General features: G+C 62.2%; 19 protein-coding genes. 12 read left to right on the forward strand and 7 right to left on the reverse strand.

The genetic code is table 11. The features are described 5' to 3' along the window. The first annotated feature begins 19 nt into the window (after positions 1 to 19). Positions 20 to 247, forward strand: coding sequence for a hypothetical protein (locus FFS18_RS04665; RefSeq protein ID WP_137869950.1), 228 nt, complete (start codon positions 20 to 22; stop codon positions 245 to 247). A gap of 134 nt (positions 248 to 381) precedes the next feature. Beyond that, complete coding sequence (locus FFS18_RS04670) at positions 382 to 630, forward strand: hypothetical protein (protein WP_137869951.1); 249 nt, start codon at positions 382 to 384, stop codon at positions 628 to 630. Between the two features lie 6 nt (positions 631 to 636). Here FFS18_RS04670 and FFS18_RS04675 read toward each other — a convergent pair whose 3' ends face one another. Further along, positions 637 to 951, reverse strand: coding sequence for a chorismate mutase (locus tag FFS18_RS04675; RefSeq protein ID WP_120215976.1), 315 nt, complete (start codon positions 949 to 951; stop codon positions 637 to 639). Between the two features lie 212 nt (positions 952 to 1,163). Here FFS18_RS04675 and rpsD point away from each other — a divergent pair, with 212 nt between their 5' ends. Continuing rightward, positions 1,164 to 1,775, forward strand: coding sequence for a 30S ribosomal protein S4 (rpsD, locus tag FFS18_RS04680; RefSeq protein WP_120215975.1), 612 nt, complete (start codon positions 1,164 to 1,166; stop codon positions 1,773 to 1,775). Positions 1,776 to 1,839: 64 nt separating this feature from the next. On the opposite strand, the gene FFS18_RS04685 is transcribed toward rpsD, so the two are convergent. Then, positions 1,840 to 3,762: an alpha/beta hydrolase family protein gene (locus FFS18_RS04685; protein WP_171005228.1), complete on the reverse strand. Its 1,923-nt coding sequence runs from the start codon at positions 3,760 to 3,762 to the stop codon at positions 1,840 to 1,842. A gap of 161 nt (positions 3,763 to 3,923) precedes the next feature. Between FFS18_RS04685 and FFS18_RS04690 the strand changes: the two genes are divergently transcribed. The 3 genes from FFS18_RS04690 to aguB all read left to right on the forward strand — a co-directional run bounded on the left by FFS18_RS04690 (position 3,924) and on the right by aguB (position 7,573). Further along, positions 3,924 to 5,609, forward strand: coding sequence for a M28 family metallopeptidase (locus tag FFS18_RS04690; RefSeq protein ID WP_137869953.1), 1,686 nt, complete (start codon positions 3,924 to 3,926; stop codon positions 5,607 to 5,609). Positions 5,610 to 5,730: 121 nt separating this feature from the next. After that, the gene (locus FFS18_RS04695; protein WP_137869954.1) at positions 5,731 to 6,714 is read left to right on the forward strand and encodes an agmatine deiminase family protein; all 984 of its coding nucleotides are present in this window, start codon (positions 5,731 to 5,733) and stop codon (positions 6,712 to 6,714) included. Between the two features lie 7 nt (positions 6,715 to 6,721). Beyond that, positions 6,722 to 7,573: an N-carbamoylputrescine amidase gene (aguB, locus tag FFS18_RS04700; RefSeq protein ID WP_137869955.1), complete on the forward strand. Its 852-nt coding sequence runs from the start codon at positions 6,722 to 6,724 to the stop codon at positions 7,571 to 7,573. 15 nt (positions 7,574 to 7,588) lie between these two features. Here the strand turns inward: aguB and FFS18_RS04705 are convergent, their stop codons facing one another. The 3 genes from FFS18_RS04705 to FFS18_RS04715 all read right to left on the reverse strand — a co-directional run bounded on the left by FFS18_RS04705 (position 7,589) and on the right by FFS18_RS04715 (position 9,676). Next, entirely contained in the window at positions 7,589 to 8,209 is a 621-nt protein-coding gene (locus tag FFS18_RS04705) for a PilZ domain-containing protein (RefSeq protein WP_137869956.1), read from the reverse strand. A 271-nt stretch (positions 8,210 to 8,480) separates the two neighbouring features. Further along, positions 8,481 to 9,191 (reverse strand): anti-sigma factor, encoded by a 711-nt coding sequence (locus FFS18_RS04710; RefSeq protein WP_137869957.1) that lies wholly within the window; start codon positions 9,189 to 9,191, stop codon positions 8,481 to 8,483. Beyond that, positions 9,188 to 9,676, reverse strand: a complete 489-nt coding sequence (locus tag FFS18_RS04715) for an RNA polymerase sigma factor (RefSeq protein WP_137869958.1) — start codon at positions 9,674 to 9,676, stop codon at positions 9,188 to 9,190. Before FFS18_RS04715 ends, FFS18_RS04710 begins: the two co-directional genes overlap by 4 nt. A gap of 123 nt (positions 9,677 to 9,799) precedes the next feature. Here FFS18_RS04715 and FFS18_RS04720 point away from each other — a divergent pair, with 123 nt between their 5' ends. Together FFS18_RS04720 and FFS18_RS04725 are read left to right on the forward strand one after the other, a co-directional pair. Further along, positions 9,800 to 11,065 (forward strand): S8 family serine peptidase, encoded by a 1,266-nt coding sequence (locus FFS18_RS04720; protein WP_249340294.1) that lies wholly within the window; start codon positions 9,800 to 9,802, stop codon positions 11,063 to 11,065. Positions 11,066 to 11,158: 93 nt separating this feature from the next. Next, complete coding sequence (locus FFS18_RS04725; RefSeq protein WP_137869959.1) at positions 11,159 to 12,019, forward strand: hypothetical protein; 861 nt, start codon at positions 11,159 to 11,161, stop codon at positions 12,017 to 12,019. A 385-nt stretch (positions 12,020 to 12,404) separates the two neighbouring features. Here the strand turns inward: FFS18_RS04725 and FFS18_RS04730 are convergent, their stop codons facing one another. Both FFS18_RS04730 and FFS18_RS04735 read right to left on the reverse strand, forming a co-directional pair. Then, positions 12,405 to 13,394 (reverse strand): hypothetical protein, encoded by a 990-nt coding sequence (locus FFS18_RS04730; RefSeq protein WP_137869960.1) that lies wholly within the window; start codon positions 13,392 to 13,394, stop codon positions 12,405 to 12,407. Between the two features lie 146 nt (positions 13,395 to 13,540). Continuing rightward, positions 13,541 to 14,002: an Lrp/AsnC family transcriptional regulator gene (locus FFS18_RS04735; RefSeq protein WP_137869961.1), complete on the reverse strand. Its 462-nt coding sequence runs from the start codon at positions 14,000 to 14,002 to the stop codon at positions 13,541 to 13,543. A gap of 272 nt (positions 14,003 to 14,274) precedes the next feature. Here FFS18_RS04735 and FFS18_RS04740 point away from each other — a divergent pair, with 272 nt between their 5' ends. The 4 genes from FFS18_RS04740 to FFS18_RS04755 are packed head-to-tail and all read left to right on the forward strand — an operon-like array spanning position 14,275 to position 18,130. Next, entirely contained in the window at positions 14,275 to 15,033 is a 759-nt protein-coding gene (locus FFS18_RS04740; RefSeq protein WP_249340296.1) for a lytic transglycosylase domain-containing protein, read from the forward strand. Beyond that, positions 15,030 to 15,395 carry a TrbC/VirB2 family protein gene (locus FFS18_RS04745; protein ID WP_249340297.1) on the forward strand — a complete coding sequence of 122 codons (366 nt, stop codon included), beginning with the start codon at positions 15,030 to 15,032 and terminating at the stop codon, positions 15,393 to 15,395. Before FFS18_RS04740 ends, FFS18_RS04745 begins: the two co-directional genes overlap by 4 nt. A gap of 4 nt (positions 15,396 to 15,399) precedes the next feature. Beyond that, positions 15,400 to 15,744, forward strand: a complete 345-nt coding sequence (locus FFS18_RS04750) for a VirB3 family type IV secretion system protein (RefSeq protein ID WP_137869962.1) — start codon at positions 15,400 to 15,402, stop codon at positions 15,742 to 15,744. After that, complete coding sequence (locus FFS18_RS04755; protein WP_137869963.1) at positions 15,737 to 18,130, forward strand: VirB4 family type IV secretion/conjugal transfer ATPase; 2,394 nt, start codon at positions 15,737 to 15,739, stop codon at positions 18,128 to 18,130. Before FFS18_RS04750 ends, FFS18_RS04755 begins: the two co-directional genes overlap by 8 nt. Positions 18,131 to 18,140 lie beyond the last annotated feature (10 nt).

An 18,140-nucleotide genomic window follows, 5' to 3' on the forward strand; every position in this document is an offset into this window, starting at 1 on the left:
CCTTGGAGTTCGATCGTTCATGTTGACCTTGATAATGTCGCTGGCGCTTGCCGCTGCGACCACCGAAACCCCGCCCGCATCGCCGACGACCGAGACGGCGGCCAAGCCCGAGAAGGTTAAGCCGAAGCTGATCTGCCGCCGGATCGCCAACACCGGTAGCCGCCTGCCCGAGCGCGAATGCCGTACGCAGGAAAGCTGGGATCGTCAGGCCGACACGACCAGCCAGCAGCTGAAGGGCGCCAAGTGATGGCGGCGGGTGCCTGACCCGGCGCCCGTCACCCCTCACCCCCTTGCCAGTCACTATCAAGCCGTGGTGCACCGGTACCTTGGCCGTTGAGCGAAGCGAATTTAGGCCTTGATCCGATCAAAGAGTTTGATTCGATGCTGACGCTTTTCCTCTCCCTCGCCCTGTCGTCCGCCGCGCCCGATGCGGCAACGGCAGCCCCGCCTGCGACCCCCGACGCAGCAGGTTCGACAAAGCCCGCTAAGCCCAAGAAGATTTGCCAAAAGGTCGAAACGACCGGCAGAACGGTACCAAAGCGCGTCTGCCGCATCGTCGCCGAACCGGCGCAGCCTGCCCCCGACGCGGCGCGCGCCGAAACAGCGGCGCCTACCGGGGGGCGCCGCTAACCAGGATCAGTGATCGGCGCGAATGCGGCGCCACTCGGTGGCTTCATAGGCGATCGATTGCTCGACGAGCACGTCCCATATCGCGCGGAAATGCTCGGGTGGCAGCCCGGCCAGCTCGGCCTCGCGCGCCACATTGTCCAGCACCTGCGCCTTGCGTGCTTCGTTGCGCACGGCGCCATGATCGGTCTTGATCCGCGCCGCGGCGTCCATATAGCCAAAGCGCCGCGCCAGCAGCGCGACAAGTTCGCGGTCCATCTGATCGACGCCGGCGCGCACGTCGATCATCGTCTCGCACTGTTCGGGAAGTTTGATGTCAGTCATGTGCCGAGCGTTTAGCGGAATTTATTCGGCTGTCGAGGCACCAGTACGGACACAGCGCCGCACGCTTGACTTTGCCCCGCCCCCCGGTTAACCGCGCGCCTTCGCAATGGACCCCGCACCCCGGTGAAGCGGCGGTCGCATAGGACACAGCTCCTATGGTGCGACCCGGGACCCGCCGAAATTCTTCGGCACACAGCAAATTGGAGACGACAATGTCGAAGCGCCAGAGCGCCAAGTATAAACTCGACCGCCGCATGGGCGAGAACATCTGGGGTCGCCCGAAGAGCCCGGTCAACCGCCGCGAATATGGCCCCGGCCAGCACGGCCAGCGCCGCAAGGGCAAGGTGTCGGACTTCGGCATCCAGCTCCGCGCGAAGCAGAAGCTGAAGGGCTATTACGGCGACATCACCGAAAAGCAGTTCAAGAAGAACTATTTCGAAGCCAGCCGCATGAAGGGCGACACCGGCCAGAACCTGATCGGCCTGCTCGAACGCCGCCTCGACGCCGTCGTCTATCGGTCGAAATTCACCCCGACGATCTTCTCGGCGCGCCAGCTCGTCAGCCACGGCCACGTCTATGTGAACGGCGTGAAGTGCAACGTCGCCAGCCGTCTGGTGAAGCCCGGTGACGAAATCACCCTGGGCAAGAAGGCGCAGGAAATGGCGCTGGTCGCCGAAGCGCAGAGCCTGCCCGAGCGCGACCTGCCCGAATATCTGGCGGTCGACGGCACCAAGACGACCTATGTCCGCGTGCCCACGCTCGACGAAGTGCCCTATCCGGTGAAGATGGAACCCAATCTGGTCGTCGAATTCTATTCGCGCTGATCGGTTCCCACCGGAAGAATTCAAAAGGGCGGCCCGCAAGGACCGCCCTTTTTTTGTTGCCTTTTCACTTCGGTAAAAAAGCCTCGATCCGTTTGAGCATGTCGATGCGCGCCGACGACGATCCGAGGTCATGGGCCAAACCGGGATATTCGACCAGTTCTACGGCGCGTCCTGCTTTTAGCAGTTCGCGGACCATGGTCTTTGACTGCGTCGGCTCGACATTCTGATCAATCGTCCCGTGGAATAGCAATACGGGCGCCTTGAATTGCGCGGCGTTTTGCGCAGGCGAACCTTCGCGCAGATGCGGACCGGTCCCGATAAAGTCGCGCTGGATCCGCGCCGTCGTGTAACGACTTTCCTCTTGTCGCAGCTGGGCAAGGTCAGTGACTGGCGCGATCGCCACGATCGACTTGAACAGGTCGGGGGCAATTACACCGGACTGCAAGGCCGCATAACCGCCGTACGACCAGCCGACGATCGAGAGCTTGGCCGCTGGCGCACCTTGGCTGAGCAGCCAACGCCCAGCATCGCTCACGTCTCCAACCGATGTCCGCCACGATTGAAAACCGTTGCGCTGGTACCATTCGTCCCCGTAACCGGTCGAACCTCTGAAATTCGGCTGGAGTACCGCGAAACCGCGCTGAGCGATGAATTGCGCCAGCCAATCGAAGCCCCATTCATCGCGAGCAGATGGCCCGCCGTGCGGCATAACCACTGCTGGCAGGCCGGTGGCACTGACTTTGCCGGGCGGAAGCGTGAGATATGCAGGAATTTCAGTGCCGTCCGCCGCGGGATATTTAATCGGGCGTACCTCGGACAGCTTCGCGCCTTCAAGCATCGGCCGGTCCGCCAGCAACGGCCGCAAGCTTTTGAGTGCGGTGTCGAACAGGTAATAATGCCCGGGATCGGTGTCCGAACCCGCCCAAACAAGAAATGTCTTTTCGTCGCGCGTTGCGTCGATAAGCCGCACCGTGCGGGCACCCAAGGCTTTTTCAAGTTGTGCTGCCAGCGCTTTGATACGCGGGTCGAAATAATGGGCATGTGGTCGATCGGTCGAATAGGCAACCCCAACTACCCGCCCCGATTGCCCGATCCGCAGAGTGCCCGACACGTCGACCTCGGGATGCGAAAAGATCGTCTCGGCATCAACTGCCCCTTGCAGTTCCATCCGCTGCAATGCGACGCGACCATTCACTCGGCCAAAACCGAACACGCGGTCGGCGCCGTGTTCGATCGCCACCGGGCGAAAACCGTCGCGCGCTGAGATGTCATATACTGATAGATTTCGCCAGCTTCCGCCAGAAGCAGGCCTCGAAAAATAGCGGTTCTTCCCATCGATCATCCCGCTCTCGCTGGATGCATTGCTGACCAGAACGCGCAGTTTTCCGGTTTCGTCGGACAAATAATTGACGGCATATGTGCGCGGCGCTTCGACGGTCTTTTCATCCTCGTTGCGCGTCGAAATCGTGACCACGCGGTTGCTGGGATGCCAAAGCATGATCCGATCGTCTTCGGCGGGCAGCCAGTCGATCAAATGGCTGCCTGCAAACGCATATTTTCCTTCAGGGCCGACGACGTTCAGGTTCTTACCGTCGGGGTCGAGCGCCATCAATCGCCGGAAAGAATTGACGTCGCGTCCCTGTCCTTTTTCGCGACCAGCGATTTCGCAAAGCAAGCGCTTTGCATTTTCCCACCCGCACCACGAGAAAAACTCGGGATCACCGCTCGCGCGCATGATCCGTTGGGGGACGGCGCCTTCGGCGGTACCAACAACAAACAGATCATTTCCGCCAGTCGGCGACGGCGAGATAAAGGCGATCGCAGTACCATCAGGCGAGAGACTGATATCATCGACCGAGCCTACCGAGCCGAACAGGGCCGCCGAATCAGAGACGGTCGTTTGCGCTTGCCCCAATCCGGCTGAAAATAGGAGTAAGGCCGCCGCAAAAGCCGAAGATGTCGAACGCAAACCCTCAAATCGAGCCATTAAAATCTGCTCCCCTCTACTCATACTGTCACGCCCCGCGCGATCATTTCCACGTTCTTTCCGCGATTTGACCTTATGCGCAAGCCCCACCGCTTGCACCCGCGCCGACGGGCTGGCACAAGCCCGTCCAACCGCAAACGAAACCTTCCAAGGACATTCCCATGCTTCGTTTCCCCCGATCTGCCGCGGCTTTCGCGGTTCTTCTGACCGTCGCCGCGTGCAACGCGTCCGACAAGGCGGCGACCACCGCCACCGCCATTCCCGATGTCGAAATCCCCGAGCTGTCGCTGGCGACGTTGCAGGAAGTGACGAAGGAATTGTCGCTCGACGCCTATGAAGGCCGCGCGCCCGGCACGCCCGGCGAGGAAAAGACCGTTGCCTATCTGATCAAGAAATATCAGGAAGCGGGGCTGCAGCCCGGTAACAACGGCAGCTGGACGCAGGATGTGCCGCTGGTCGAAATCACCGCGAAAAATGCGACCCCGCTGACGTTTACCGGCGGCAAGACGCCGGTCACCGCACAATATGCGAAGGACTATGTTGCGTTCAGCTATCGCGTCCAACCGAAGACCGCGGTCAAGGACAGCGACGTCGTGTTTGTCGGCTATGGCATTGTCGCCCCCGAAAAGGGCTGGAACGACTATGCGGGCCTTGATGTGAAAGGTAAGACCGTCGTCGTCCTCGTCAACGATCCCGACTGGCAGACCGCTGAAACCAAGGGCGAATTCAACGGCCGCGCGATGACCTATTATGGCCGCTGGTCGTACAAATATGAAGAAGCGGCGCGGCAGGGCGCCGCGGCGGTGCTGATCGTCCACGACACCGAGCCCGCCGCTTACGGGTGGAATGTCGTCGAATCGAGCAACACCGGCACGCAATATCTGGCCGAAAGCAAGGACGGCGGCGCCAGCCAGACCGTCGCCAACGGCTGGATCCAGCTGCCCAAGGCGAAGGAATTGTTCGCCAGCGCCGGACAGGATTTCGACGCGCTGCGCGACGCGGCGAAGAAGAAGGGCTTCAAGCCCGTCGCGCTGACCGGCGTGAAGGCCAACTTCAGCTTTGACAATGACATCGCCAAGAAAATGTCGCGCAACGTCATCGGCATCTTGCCGGGCGCCAAGCGTCCGCAAGAATATGTGCTCTACACCGGCCACTGGGACCATCTGGGCCGCTGCACGCCGGTCGCGGGCGACGACATCTGCAACGGCGCGGTCGACAATGCCACCGGCATCGCGGGCCTGGTCACGCTCGCGCAGGCGTTCAATAAGGCCGGTGCGCCCGACCGCAGCATCGTGTTCCTGGCGGTGACCGCCGAGGAATCGGGGCTGCTCGGGTCGAAATATTATGCCGAGAACCCGGTGTTTCCGCTGTCGCAGACCGTCGGCGGGGTCAATATGGACGCGCTCAACTCGGTCGGCCCGGCCAAGGACATCGTGGTCGTTGGCGGCGGTAAGTCCGAACTCGACGCCTATGTCGAAAAGCTCGCCCAGATGGAGGGCCGCACGGTCAAGGCCGAACCGACCCCCGAAAAGGGTTTCTATTACCGGTCGGATCACTTCAGCTTTGCCAAGCTCGGCGTGCCGATGTTCAACTTCGGCAGCGGCGACGATCTGGTCGAGGGCGGCGTCGAAGCGGGCCAGAAGGCGTCTGAAGATTATGAAAAGAACCGCTATCACGCGCCGGGCGACGAATATGAGGCGATCACCAATTGGAGCGGCATGATGGCCGACCTGCGCCTCTACTATGCCGCGGGCCGGATGCTGGCGATGACTGAGGCATGGCCGAACTGGGTCGAGGGCGACGAATTCCGCGCCGCCCGTGATAAGTCGCGCAGCGCCGCGAAATAGATCCTGCGCTCGTCATTGCGAGGAACGAAACGACGCGGCAATCCAGAGTGGGCGGTAACCGCTCTGGATTGCTTCGCTTCGCGCGCAATGACGAAACTGGGAAATTGAGGATTTCGACGCGATGACCTTATGTATGCCCGCCGAATGGGCGCCGCACGAAGCGGTTTGGATCGGCTTTCCGCATCTCGCCGACGAATGGTCGGGACAGATCGACGCCGCGCGGCGCGATGTGGCCGCCTTTGCCAATGCCGTCCATGATGAAGGGCGCGGCGAGACGGTACATCTGCTCGTGCGCGATCACGACAATGCCGATATTGCCGAGGCGCTCGTCGATCGGGGCGTGCAGTTGTTCGTTGTCCCCTTCGGCGATATCTGGCTACGCGACACCGGGCCGATCATCGTCGGCACCGGTAGCCATCGCGAGGCGCGCAATTTTGACTTCAATTGGTGGGGCAACAAGTTCGTGATGCCCGGCGACCGCGAGATCGGGGCAATCCTGGCCGCGCACGCGGACCTGCCAACGCAGCACCTCGACTGGGTGCTCGAAGGCGGCGGGATCGACGTCGACGGCACCGGCCTGTGCGTCACCACCGAGGAGTGCCTGCTCAACCCCAATCGCAACCCGACGCTGACGCGCGAAGACATAGCGGTGCGGCTCCACCAGTCGCTCGGCATCGACCGTCTGCTCTGGCTCGGCAACGGGCTGGTCGGCGACCACACCGACGGCCATGTCGACAATCTGGCGCGCTTTGTCGGTGAAGGGCGGCTGGCGCTGCCCGTCGCCGACGGCGATGACGATCCCAACGCGCACATCTACGCCGACGCCCGCGCGCGCGCAGCGGCGTTTGGCGGGATCGAGATCGTCGATCTCCCCTCCCCCGGCCGGATCGAGATTGACGGCGAAATCGCGGCGGCGAGCTATATGAACTTCTACATCGGCAACAGCGTCGTGGTCGTGCCGACCTATGGCGCCCCGAACGATCAGGCCGCGGTCGATGCGCTCGCCGCCCTCTTCCCCGACCGCCGCGCTGTAGGCCTCCCCGCCCTCGGCATCATCGCCGGCGGCGGCAGCTTCCATTGCTCGAGCCAGCAGCTTCCGGCATAGCGCACCCATGACCCGCACCATCACCGTCGCTGCCTTGCAGCTTCCCCTGCCCGGCCCTGTTCAGCCCAACATCGATGCCGTGACCGCGCTGGTCGAGGAAGCGGCGGCGAAGGGCGCGCAGGTCATCCTGCCGCCCGAATTGTTCGAGGGACCCTATTTTTGTCAGGTCGAGGATGAGGCGCTGTTCGCGTCGGCGCGTCCGACCGCCGAGCATCCCAGCGTCGTCGCGATGCAGGCGCTCGCCGCAAAGCTGAAAGTCGCGATCCCGACCAGCTTCTTCGAGCGCGAGGGGCATCATTATTATAACACGCTCGCAATGATCGGCCCCGATGGCGGAATCATGGGAACATACCGCAAGAGCCACATCCCCGACGGCCCCGGCTATGAAGAGAAATATTATTTCCGCCCCGGTAACACCGGCTTCAAGGTCTGGGATCTGTTCGGCACCCGCATCGGCGTCGGCGTCTGCTGGGACCAATGGTATCCCGAATGCGCCCGCGCGATGGCGCTGATGGGCGCCGAATTGCTTTTCTATCCGACCGCGATCGGCAGCGAGCCTTATGATGCCGATCTCGACACCAGCCGCATGTGGCGGCGCGCGATGCAGGGTCACAGCGTGTCAAACTGTATGCCGGTGATCGCCGCGAACCGCATCGGGAGCGAGGGCGACGCCAATTTCTATGGTCACAGCTTCATCAGCGACGAATGGGGCGATTTGACGCAGGAATTCGGTGCCAGCGAGACCGGCGTGCTGATCGAAACGATCGACTTGGACCGCGCCGCGAAGCACCGCGCGGGGATGGGCTTTTTTCGTGACCGCCGCCCGCAGCTTTACGGGCGGCTGGTCGAGGATATCTGACACCGCAAAGCGCCGTCAGCTTTCAAATCGGCGGATGCTTTCGAGGTCAGCCCGATCGAGCGGTTGGGTCAGCCACAACCCGCCGCGCCCGGCGCGCGACCAACGCACGATCGCGCGGCGCTTGACCCCGCCAGCCAGGATCAGGTCAAGCTCCTTGCCCACCTCGAAATGCCCGTCGTGCAAAAACCCCGCGCCATGCTGCGACAGATCGACGAGTTCGATATTGCCCGTCCCTTCATCGGTGACCGCCTGCGCGCGGCTATGCACCGGCAGGCGCGGCTGGCGGTAGCCGGTGGCGCGCTGTTCGGCGGCCAATTGTTTGAGCACATCGGCGACGTCGACCTCCTGGTCGAACGCAACGCCGCAGCGCCCACCCTCGGACCACACCACCTTGCCGCGCAGCTGCACCGTATCGGACAGGGCGATTTCAAGCTGTTCGCCGACGCTGATCGGCACATCGGCGGCAAGCATCATGCCCCGGTCGGATATATTGCGTACGCGCCATAGTCCCGCGTCGCCGTTGCGAATGATTTTCGCGATGCGCCACACGGTGCGGTAACGATCCGCCCCTCGGCGATCGCTGGCGGCAGCGGCGGCGGCAAATTCCTGCTCGGCGTTGGGGCGAGGTTGGTTCATGGCGTCCACCTTGTCGGCACAAAGTCAGATCGGGTCGGCAAACGGCGATAAAAGCTGCAAAATTCGCAAATATGATCCAGCTCAAATATCGTATTTTTCATTATTTTTCAATGTCCATGCAGACGAAGTTGACATGAATTAGGTTAACGCCACAAAATCCTTAGCCATGTTTGATTGCTAACGATGAATAAATTTCGTTATTTTCATGCTTTAACGGTGCCATAGCGGCGGCATTAAGCGCCAAAATGGCAACATTGGCGCGGCAACCATGTTATCGCGCCCGCCACCCGGCATCGCGCGCGACACGCTCGGCGTCCGCGTCGAGCGGATCGCCTGCCATCATCGTCGCCACCATCGCGGCGAGTTCGCCCGAGCCCGCCTGACGATAGTCGGTGGGCGCCCGTCCGCGCTGTGTCCGTTCCAGTTGCCAGCGGCCACCCTCGCGGCAACCGATCCCGTCGACCGTGGCGCTTTCGAAACTGCGGCAGTAACGCCCCTCACCGTCGCGAAAGCTGAGCCCGATCCGGACCGCAGCGTCTGCGGGCTGGTTCGACGCCAGCCGGGTATCGAGCGCGTCGGCCAGCGAACCCGATGCCACGAGCACGCCCTTGTCGCTCGCGACATCGGCGGCAGGCAGCCAGGGCCGCAATCCGATTGTCAGCCCGAGCACCAGCGACGCGGCGAGCGCGCCCCAGTGCATGGGTTCAAAGCGCGCCCGCTTCGCCGCGCGACGATCCGCCAAACTGGTATCGACCCCGTCCGCGTTGTCCGCCCCGACGAGCAAAGCGCGCAGCCGTTCGGGTACCGCCTCCTCGACAACCGGCGCATAATGCGCGGTCAGCTGCGCCTTCAGCGCGCGGTGGCGCGCGATTTCTGCCGCCAGCGCGGGATCCCGAACCGCTTCGCGTTCGATGCGCCGCGCGGTCAGATCGTCGAGTTCGCCGTCGACAAAGGCCGCAACAATGTCCCGATCCACGCTCATGCCGCCTCTCCCAGATAATGCATCAGCGTCTCGCGCCCACGCGCCAGCCGCGACGTGACGGTGCCGATTGGCACGTCCAAAATGTCGGCCGCCTCGCGATAGGCATAGCCTTCGACGAGAACGAGCATCACGACCTCGCGCTGGTCGTCGGGCAGCCGCGCCATTGCGCCGTCGACATCGCCGCGCAGCGCGCCCGCCTCGACCTCGGCAGCGCCGTCGCCGACAACCTGCGTTGCGGCATCGTCGATCGCACTATGGACACCGCGGCGGCCCGCAGCGCGGCGCTCGTCGATCCAAATATTTCGGGTGATGCGATACATCCAGCTATCCAGTCTTGTTCCCTCTTGCCACTGATCGCGCGACTTCAGCGCGCGTTCGATGGCGGCCTGGCATAAATCGTCGGCGTCGCTCGGGTGGCGCGCCAGACCGCGCGCGAACCGGCGCAAGCGCGGTAATAATGCCACCAGTTCCTCTTCGAAGCGCATAATCGCCTTTTCGTTGTGCCTGGGGAAGAAACGACGCCACCCTATCGTTTCTTCCGCGACATGCTAAATTTTTCGAAGCCACCCCAGGCTCGTCTTCGCGCCCGGGATGAACAAGGAAGCACCGTGCGACATTCGACAGCCCTGATCCTGAGCCTGATGTTGGCGATGAGCGGTCCGCACGCCCGCGCGCAGATCGCGGTGCCGTCGGTACAAATCCCCGACGCGGCGCGGACATTGCCGTCGCTGCCGGGAATTGGCACCGAGCCACTGATTGCGGTCAGGGATACGCTGGCGCAGGCGCGCATCGAACGGATTGCCGACCTGCTGCGTGATCGCCGCGACCGGATCGAGCCCGATCGCAATGGCCAACCCGCAGTGCGCGGGGTGCTGATCGCCACGGGCATCGACGACGCCATGGTCGCCCGCGCCCGCGACGGCGGCTTCGCGCTGATCGACCGCGAGCGGATTGCCGGGCTCGATCTCGACATCGCGCGCTTTGCGGTTCCCGAAGGGCAAAGCCTGACGCGCGCGCAAAAGCGGCTTGCCAAACGCCTGCCCGCTGCGGCGATCGACGTCGACCATCTCTATTTCACGAGCGGCCCGGGCGGCGCGCTGCCCGTCGCCGCGCTAGCGACCGCCAGCGCTTCGTCATCGGGCGCCCCGCTCGGGCTGATCGACGGCGGCGTCGCCGCGCACCCGTCGGTCGCTGGGCGCGTCGAACAGCGCGGGTTTGCGCGCGGCGCGCCCGTACCAAGCCGCCACGGCACCGCGGTTGCCTCGCTGCTCATCGGGACCGGCACGGTGCGCGGCGCCGCGCCGGGGCGGCGGCTCGCTGCGGCCGATGTCTATGGCGGCGACCCGGCGGGCGGCAATGCCAGCGCCATCGCCCGCGCGCTGGGCTGGCTTGCCGAGCGCGGTGTCGGAGTCACGACGATCAGCCTTGTCGGTCCCGACAACAAGCTGCTCGCGATTGCGGTATCGCGCGCGCAGCAGCGCGGGATGCTGATCGTGGCGGCGGTGGGCAACGACGGCCCCGCCGCGCCGCCCGCCTATCCGGCCTCGTACAAGGGCGTCTTCGCGGTGACCGGCGTCGACGCCCGCTACCGCGCGCTGCCCGAGGCAGGCCGCGCGCTGCACGTCGATTTCGCCGCCCCCGGCGCCGATGTCCACGCCGCCACCGGCGCCGCCACCAGCGATCGGCTGCGCGGAACATCCTTCGCCGCACCGCTGGTCGCCGGGCGACTGGCGCAGCATTATGCCGCGCCCGCGACGGACCGGATCGCCGCCGCGGTGACCGCGCTGGTGCTCGAAGCGCGCGATCTGGGCAAGAAGGGCCGCGACAAAATCTATGGCCACGGCCTGATCTGCAGCAGCTGCGGCGGCCGCTGACCCCGACCCGAAATTTTTCGGAAGAAATTCGCAAGCGCCATCGTTCTCTTGTCAGGCCCATCCCCTTCGGGCCGCAAATTCAGGAGAAGAGCAATGGCAAAACATATCTTCGTCTCGGCCCTCGCAATCGCTGCGTCGGCCATGACCCTTTCGGTCCCGGCGTCGGCGCAGCTGCTTGGCGGCAGCGGCGGGCTGAGCGGCGGCTTGGGCGGCACGCTGAGCGGGACGCTTGGCAATCCGACGGGCCCGATCGGCGGCACGCTGGGCTCGGCGGGCGAGCTCGCCGGTTCGGGCCGCGGCGATGCGCAGGTCGATCGCCGTTCGGGCCGCGTACAGGGCAAGGGCAGCGCCGACGCGAACGGTCGGGGTTCGGCGGGCGGCAATGGCGACCTGCTGGGCAACAGCATCGGCGGCAATGCTAATGGGTCGGGCAGCGCCGCGGGTAGCGGCAGCGTCGATGCGCAGGCCGTGGGAACCGATTTTGTGGGGCAGACTGCGCGCGGCGCCGTCGGCACTGCCCGGGGCACGGCTTCGACCGTAACCGGCACCGCGCAGGGTGCGGTCGGGACTGTCCGCGATCGAACCGGCGGCGCGTTGTCGAACGTCTCAGGCAGCGCCAGCGGCGCCGGATCGGCCGCGGGCAGCTTCCAGGGCAGCCTCGGCCAACTCGCCGCCGCGGGCAGCGGCGCGGCGAGCGGCAACGGCATGTTCGCGGTGGAGCCGGGAATGCCCGTGACCGACGCGCGCGGCAAGGTGATCGGCCATGTCCAGGAGCTGCGCCAGACGGGTCGCGGCGTGGTCGAAGCGGTGACTGTCGAAGTCGGCAACCGCGTTGCGACGCTGCCCGCCGCGAGCTTTGCCGGATCGGGCGACGTGCTGGTCACGGGAATGACCAAGGGCCGGCTGAAAAAGACCGCCGAACAGCAGCGTAGCGGGCAGCAACCGGCCGAATAAGCAATCGAACGGGGCGACCGGCGATGACCCCAAGCACGCCGGTCGAAACCTTGGCGGGCCGCCATGCGGTCCGCCATTTTTTTCGCGAAGGCGGCCGAAAAGATGATGGTGCCCCTGGCCGGACTCGAACCAGCACTCCTTGCGGAACCGCATTTTGAGTGGGACGAGGCTTCCGTATGGCATTGATAAACGGTTATATTTTGTCAGGCAAGTGAAAACTGTGTAAGACTTTGTGTAAGTTTTAGGCCAAATGCACCCATGCTAGGGGGCGCCAAAAGGAAGTGCGAGACGGTGACGATCTGCTGATGCCTGAGTAGGCTGATCGCTCGCCATCCCGTTTCTGTCTTTCCGGTTTTGAAATGGCCACCCTACGATCCGTCCGTCGTCAAACGCTGTCCGAACGAGCGATGATCGACACAACAGCCGTCGTTGATGCGGTTGCTTCAACGCAGAGTGCAGCCAGTAGTCGAGTAGCGGTTCGGCGATGTTGGAGGTTCAGCGCCAACGCCAGCGATGCTCGATGGTGCGCCCGCACTTCCTTGTTGCTCGCGCCGGGAAAGACGTGCCCGATATAGGCTTCAAGCATTCGGTTCGCGTCTGTGTCGCTTGGCCGCACGCCATCTAACGATTCGTGGATAGTGGGATCATAAACTGCCTGCGCCAGCGATATGATGACCTCGCGGCAAAGTAGCCCGATGGCTTGGCAATCTTCTTCGGCGGAAGCCGATTCAAGTTGCGTTCGCGCCTTTGACAAGGCGCGGTCAACTCGCTCCCATCCCGTCACCTCGCGAGGCTCAGATGGCAATGACGATCGTTTTGAAAGGGTTTCGATCGCGTGACTGAATAGCTGGCGAACGTAAAAGCGCCGATCCTTGTATTGAGGCAGTTCCGCTCCCCAATGGCGATACCATGCCCACAAATCGACGTGCGGGTTCTCGTATGTGACGCCTTCCGGGATTGCTTCTCGGATTCGGACTTCCCGCGCCCTGTAGTAGTCGTCAACGTCCTGTATGCGTGCGCCTCCGGTCGCAACGTCGATCATCATCCCGCGATGGATCAGCAATTCCGAAAGCAGCGCAACTGTGCCGGATGCGTGAGCACCGTCCAGCGTTTCGACGCGAATATCATCGTGTTGTTTGCTGACCTGCTGACCGCTCGAAACAGCTTCGGCAATCCGCTTGCGATCCTGTTGCGGAAGTGAGCGCAACGCATCCGCTATCGGCACTGGCGCGCGCACGATGATTGCTTCGTCTTCTAAGTCAGAAAACCAATCCAGTGCAGTTTCGAGCTGTTCAACCGACGCCTGGCAATGTCGTAGCAGCATCGACAAATCGAATCGCTGAAGGCTTTCCAGAAACTTGCGCGCACTATCCATTGCGTTCGACATACAAGGCTAATCAGCGTTGCGATACTTTCAAAGGATCGCGTTCAAATCAGCCACGGCATTGGTTCAGCACGGCCCAGTGGCCACTGACAAGCATCCGCCATACGGGATCAAGGCCGTTGCCCAAGTGAGATCTCCTAGATTTTGGGAAGGCGTGGAACGACCGTTGACGATAGAATGATGGACGTATCTGCCGATGCAAATGGCTGAAAACGATCAATCACAGTCTCAAGCTCCTGCACATCGCTAACCATGACCTTCGCCAGAAAACAATCTTCCCCTGTTACGCGATCCGCTTCGACGACCTCAGGCGTGTCGATCAGCATCTGTGCAACCCGTTTCACTTCACCGGGCATGGCGCGCAGTCGGACGTGAGCGGCGATGCCAAGGCCGAAGACTTTGGAATCGACCAAAACCGTATATCCCCGGATAGCGCCCGCATCTTCCAGCTTGTGAATGCGCTCGGTTACGCTGGGGCTGGACAAGCCGATCTGTTCCGCAAGCTCCCGAACGGTCATGCGGCCATTCCCGGTCAACGCGGTGATAATCGCTCGATCAGTCCCATCGAGTGGCCGAGTTACATAACGGCTTCGGTTCATAGTTCGCCTCTAGCTGGTTGACACCGGCGAGGCCTTGGGATTGCAAAGGCAAATGTTCGATTTCGCCTTACTTATTCAAACTCAGATCAAGAATCGGCATGACTGCGAACCCACCCAGCGATGAACACATAGTCCGCAGGATCAAGATTGAAGGTCAAAGGCTGCCACAGGGTTCGATAGATAAGTCGAAAAGCCCGTTGAGCCTTTTTCAATCTATAGCTGACTGATCAGCCCGCCCGCTATCAATAGTCCCACAGTCAGGCAGAGTATTCATGCCTGACAGAGAAAGTTGGGAGGAACGGCGCAGTGAGCAGCCAAGCGCACCTGAGATCAATTGGGGATATGGTCTGATGGCCTACTCTGCGGCTGCCATACTTGCATTGGCGTCGCAATGCGCACCAACAGTCGCACCCGAAACGGTGTTAGCCATCGTTCAGACCGAAAGCAGCGGCGAGCAATTCGCCCTCAATGTAAACGGTGGGAGGCAACCCGCCCGCCAAACCAGCGCCGCCGATGCAGCAGCAACAGCTCGGCGGTATGTAGCAGCCGGATATTCTGTCGATCTCGGACTTGGCCAAATCAACTCGCGCAACATGCGCTGGCTTGGCCTGACCTGGGAGACCATATTCGACCCCTGCACCAATGTCGCGGCTCTCGGCCGCGTACTCACCACGAACTACAATGCGGCGAAAGCCGGACGCGATCCACAAGCTGCCCTTCGGGTCGCACTCTCGATGTATAACACGGGAAGCCAGACGCGCGGTTTTCGGAATGGCTATGTTGCCAAGGTCATTGGCAACGCTGGCGTCGCGGACACTGGCATATCATTCGCTCAGGCCTTGCCGCCAGTTGCCGTTGCCCCACCGGCAAACGGCGATCTGCGCGGACTGCTGACCTCAGAAAACACAGTGCCACAGGCACTAGAAGCACAGCCCCGCCCGGCTCCGCCACCCAAGTGGAACGTCTTTGAGCGTGCTGCTTACGACCGCGAAACTCAAATTCTCGCCGGAAACGAGAGGAGCAGCATATGAATATAATCCTGAAAGTTGGGCGTGGTGTCGGAAACTGGCGGGCAAGCATTGCAGCCAGATTCAATGCCATGCCCAAATCGCGACAAAGCGCCATAGTGTGGGGCGCGGCATTAACTGCGGCGACCATTATATCGTTTGCAAACCCCGATCCTGCCTATGCGCAGAATCTGGAGAGTTTCGCGAGCAAGGTGCGCGGCCTGCTCTCATCGACGCTGCTGCGAACGCTCGCGGTGATCGCCGTCATCGTCACGGGCTTGCTCTGGTTTACGGGTCGCGCTTCGACAGCGGTGCTGGTGACGGTGATTATCGGGATTGCGATTGTCTTCTCGGCGGACTCAATCGTCGGCATCATCGCGGGATAATGCGATGTCGGACGAAACCGAAATCCTGACCAAGAACGAGCTGTTTCTTGCGGTGACGCGCCCCGCACTTTGGGCGGGCATCCCGATCGAGGCGGCGGTGCTATTGCTGATCTCAAGCGCGTCGGTGCTGATATGGAGCAACAGCCCCGTTTATGCCGCGCTGGTTGTCGCTTTCGGATATTCGATCTCGCGGTTGATCGTGCGGCACGACGTCAACGCATTCCGCCTGCTGTTCCTGTGGGGGCGGACAAAGCTCGGCAATCGCAATCGGGCGTTCTGGGGCGGTAGCAGCTATTCGCCGCTTCCACTGGCCGGACTTCGCCGGAAGGGCTTTGGCCGTCATGGCTAAGCTGCTCCCCTCGACAAATGCAGTGCCACTCAAGGTGGCGCAGCGCGAGGCCGACCCAGCCAAATTCCTGCCTTATGCCCGGCATTTGAACGAAGACATGGTGGCGCTGGATTCCGGCGACATCATGCTGACATTCGAGCTGCAAGGCCGTGCGTTCGAGACCGCCGACGTCCGCGACCTCAACGACTGGCATACCAAGCTCAACGGGCTGTTCCGCAACCTCCATGACGAGCGGCTGTCAATCTGGACACATCTGATCAGGATGCGGGTCGATCAATATCCAGGCGGCACGTTCAAATCCGGTTTTGCCGCCGATCTCGACCGCGCCTATTTCGGGCGGATCAACCGGGAGCGGATGTTCATCAACCGCTTCTTCGTCACGTTGGTAATCCGTCCAGGTGCCACGGGCGGCGACAAGATTATCCAGTTGTTCAAACGTCGCGTTTCCAAAGAGGTGCGGCAAGGACCGATGATCGACGAGGCGCTTGTCGAACTGCTTGACGACAAAGCGCGCGATTTCGAGAAATTGATGGCGCGCTGCGAACCGCGCCGCTGCTCGATCTACGAGCATCGCGGCTTGATGTTTTCGGAAACGATGGAAGTGGCCGACATGGTGATGACCGGTCGCCATCGCCGCGTCCCCGTTGTGCGCGGGCATCTCGGCGGTGCGCTCTACCGCTCGCGCACCATCTTTGGCGCAGAAACAATCGAAGTGCGAGATGCCGATGCTTCGGCATTCGGCGGGATCTTCGGTATCCGCGAATATCCCGCCCAAACCACGCCGCGCCAATTCGAGGCGCTGCTATCGGTCGATTTCGGGTTCGTGCTGACGCAGAGTTTCACTTTCCTCGGGCGGGCTGCTGCGACCGAAAAATTCCGGCTGCGCATGACCCAGATGGAAAATGCAGGCGACAGGGCCGTGAGCCAAGCTGATGCGCTGATCGACGCGGGCGATGATCTGATGTCGAACCGCTTTGTGCTGGGCGATCACCACTTCACGCTCGCGGTTTATGCCGACAGCGTGAAGGGTTTGCGGGATCATATGTCGGTCGCACGGGCGGCGCTGGCCGACACTGGCATGGTGGCAGCGCGCGAAGGGGCGGCTCTTGAAGCAGCCTATTGGTCGCAGCTCGTCGGCAATTTCGCATGGCGCGCCCGGCCCGCACCGATCACCTCGCTAAATTTCGCGGCCTTTTCGCCGTTCCATACTTTTCCGGCAGGAAGTGCCAGTGGCAATCATTGGGGCGATGCGATTGCCTTGCTGAAAACCAATGCCCGCAGCCCCTATTTCTTCAATTTCCACAAGGGCGATCTCGGTCATACCCTCATCATTGGGCCATCGGGCGGCGGCAAGACAGTGTTGCTCAACTTCCTGATGGCGCAGACAGAAAAGACCGGCGCACGGCAGATATTCATCGACAAGGATCGCGGCGCGCAAATTTTCGTGCAGGCCAGCGGCGGCACCTATCTCGCGCTCCATAACGGCGTCCCGACCGGCTTCTCCCCGCTCAAGGCGCTCGCCAATCGCGCAGAGGACAAGAGTTTCCTATCGCTGTTCATCCGCCAGCTCGTCCGCGCGGACGGCAAACCGATTTCAGTTCAGGAAGAACGACTGATCGAGGACGGCATCAATGCCGTGATGAAGCTCGACGTTGCTGATCGTTCGCTTAGCGCGCTGCGCTCGATGCTTGGCATGAAGGATTCCAGCGGCGTCGGTGCACGGCTTGAGAAATGGACGTCTGAAGGATCCCTTGGCTGGGTGTTCGACAATCCGGCGGATTCAATGACGCTCAATGCCCGGTTCATCGGCTTCGACATGACCGACTTTCTCGACAATGCCGACATTCGCACGCCGGTCATGTTGTATCTGTTCCACCGCATCGACCAGCTTCTGACTGGCGAGCGGATGGTGATCTGCATCGACGAATTCTGGAAAGCGCTTGGCGACGAGGCGTTCCGCCGCTTCGCCCAGGACGGCCTCAAAACCTACCGCAAGCGTAACGCCGTGCTGGTGTTCGCCACGCAGTCACCTGCCGACGCGCTCAAGAGCGACATCAGCCATTCGATTCTCGAACAGGTCGCGACCAAGATCATGTTGCCCAACCCGTTCGGGGCGCGGCGCGATTATGTCGAAGGGTTCGCACTGTCCGAAGCCGAATTCAAACTGGTGCGCGAAGAACTTGCGCCCGAAAGCCACAAGTTTCTGGTCAAGCAAGGCCATGACAGCGTGGTGGTCGAACTCGATCTGGCCGGGCTGGATGACGAACTGGCGGTCCTGTCGGGCCGCGCGGAAACCACCGCCGTTGCTGACGAGATTATTGCCGAGGTGGGGAACGATCCCGCTGTCTGGCTGCCCCTCTTCCACCGTCGGAGGCGTCCTAGCTGAACTGAAAGAA

The organism is Sphingopyxis sp. 2PD (assembly GCF_005503695.1).
Classification (GTDB): Bacteria; Pseudomonadota; Alphaproteobacteria; order Sphingomonadales; family Sphingomonadaceae; genus Sphingopyxis.

What these genes read in the sequence shown, in the direction of transcription:
- FFS18_RS04665 (WP_137869950.1), top strand. Translation starts at nt 20, where the DNA reads ATGTTGACCTTGATAATGTCGCTGGCGCTTGCCGCTGCGACCACCGAA.
- FFS18_RS04670 (WP_137869951.1), top strand. Translation starts at nt 382, where the DNA reads ATGCTGACGCTTTTCCTCTCCCTCGCCCTGTCGTCCGCCGCGCCCGAT.
- FFS18_RS04675 (WP_120215976.1), bottom strand. Translation starts at nt 951, where the DNA reads ATGACTGACATCAAACTTCCCGAACAGTGCGAGACGATGATCGACGTG.
- rpsD (WP_120215975.1), top strand. Translation starts at nt 1,164, where the DNA reads ATGTCGAAGCGCCAGAGCGCCAAGTATAAACTCGACCGCCGCATGGGC.
- FFS18_RS04685 (WP_171005228.1), bottom strand. Translation starts at nt 3,762, where the DNA reads ATGGCTCGATTTGAGGGTTTGCGTTCGACATCTTCGGCTTTTGCGGCG.
- FFS18_RS04690 (WP_137869953.1), top strand. Translation starts at nt 3,924, where the DNA reads ATGCTTCGTTTCCCCCGATCTGCCGCGGCTTTCGCGGTTCTTCTGACC.
- FFS18_RS04695 (WP_137869954.1), top strand. Translation starts at nt 5,731, where the DNA reads ATGACCTTATGTATGCCCGCCGAATGGGCGCCGCACGAAGCGGTTTGG.
- aguB (WP_137869955.1), top strand. Translation starts at nt 6,722, where the DNA reads ATGACCCGCACCATCACCGTCGCTGCCTTGCAGCTTCCCCTGCCCGGC.
- FFS18_RS04705 (WP_137869956.1), bottom strand. Translation starts at nt 8,209, where the DNA reads ATGAACCAACCTCGCCCCAACGCCGAGCAGGAATTTGCCGCCGCCGCT.
- FFS18_RS04710 (WP_137869957.1), bottom strand. Translation starts at nt 9,191, where the DNA reads ATGAGCGTGGATCGGGACATTGTTGCGGCCTTTGTCGACGGCGAACTC.
- FFS18_RS04715 (WP_137869958.1), bottom strand. Translation starts at nt 9,676, where the DNA reads ATGCGCTTCGAAGAGGAACTGGTGGCATTATTACCGCGCTTGCGCCGG.
- FFS18_RS04725 (WP_137869959.1), top strand. Translation starts at nt 11,159, where the DNA reads ATGGCAAAACATATCTTCGTCTCGGCCCTCGCAATCGCTGCGTCGGCC.
- FFS18_RS04730 (WP_137869960.1), bottom strand. Translation starts at nt 13,394, where the DNA reads ATGGATAGTGCGCGCAAGTTTCTGGAAAGCCTTCAGCGATTCGATTTG.
- FFS18_RS04735 (WP_137869961.1), bottom strand. Translation starts at nt 14,002, where the DNA reads ATGAACCGAAGCCGTTATGTAACTCGGCCACTCGATGGGACTGATCGA.
- FFS18_RS04740 (WP_249340296.1), top strand. Translation starts at nt 14,275, where the DNA reads ATGCCTGACAGAGAAAGTTGGGAGGAACGGCGCAGTGAGCAGCCAAGC.
- FFS18_RS04745 (WP_249340297.1), top strand. Translation starts at nt 15,030, where the DNA reads ATGAATATAATCCTGAAAGTTGGGCGTGGTGTCGGAAACTGGCGGGCA.
- FFS18_RS04750 (WP_137869962.1), top strand. Translation starts at nt 15,400, where the DNA reads ATGTCGGACGAAACCGAAATCCTGACCAAGAACGAGCTGTTTCTTGCG.
- FFS18_RS04755 (WP_137869963.1), top strand. Translation starts at nt 15,737, where the DNA reads ATGGCTAAGCTGCTCCCCTCGACAAATGCAGTGCCACTCAAGGTGGCG.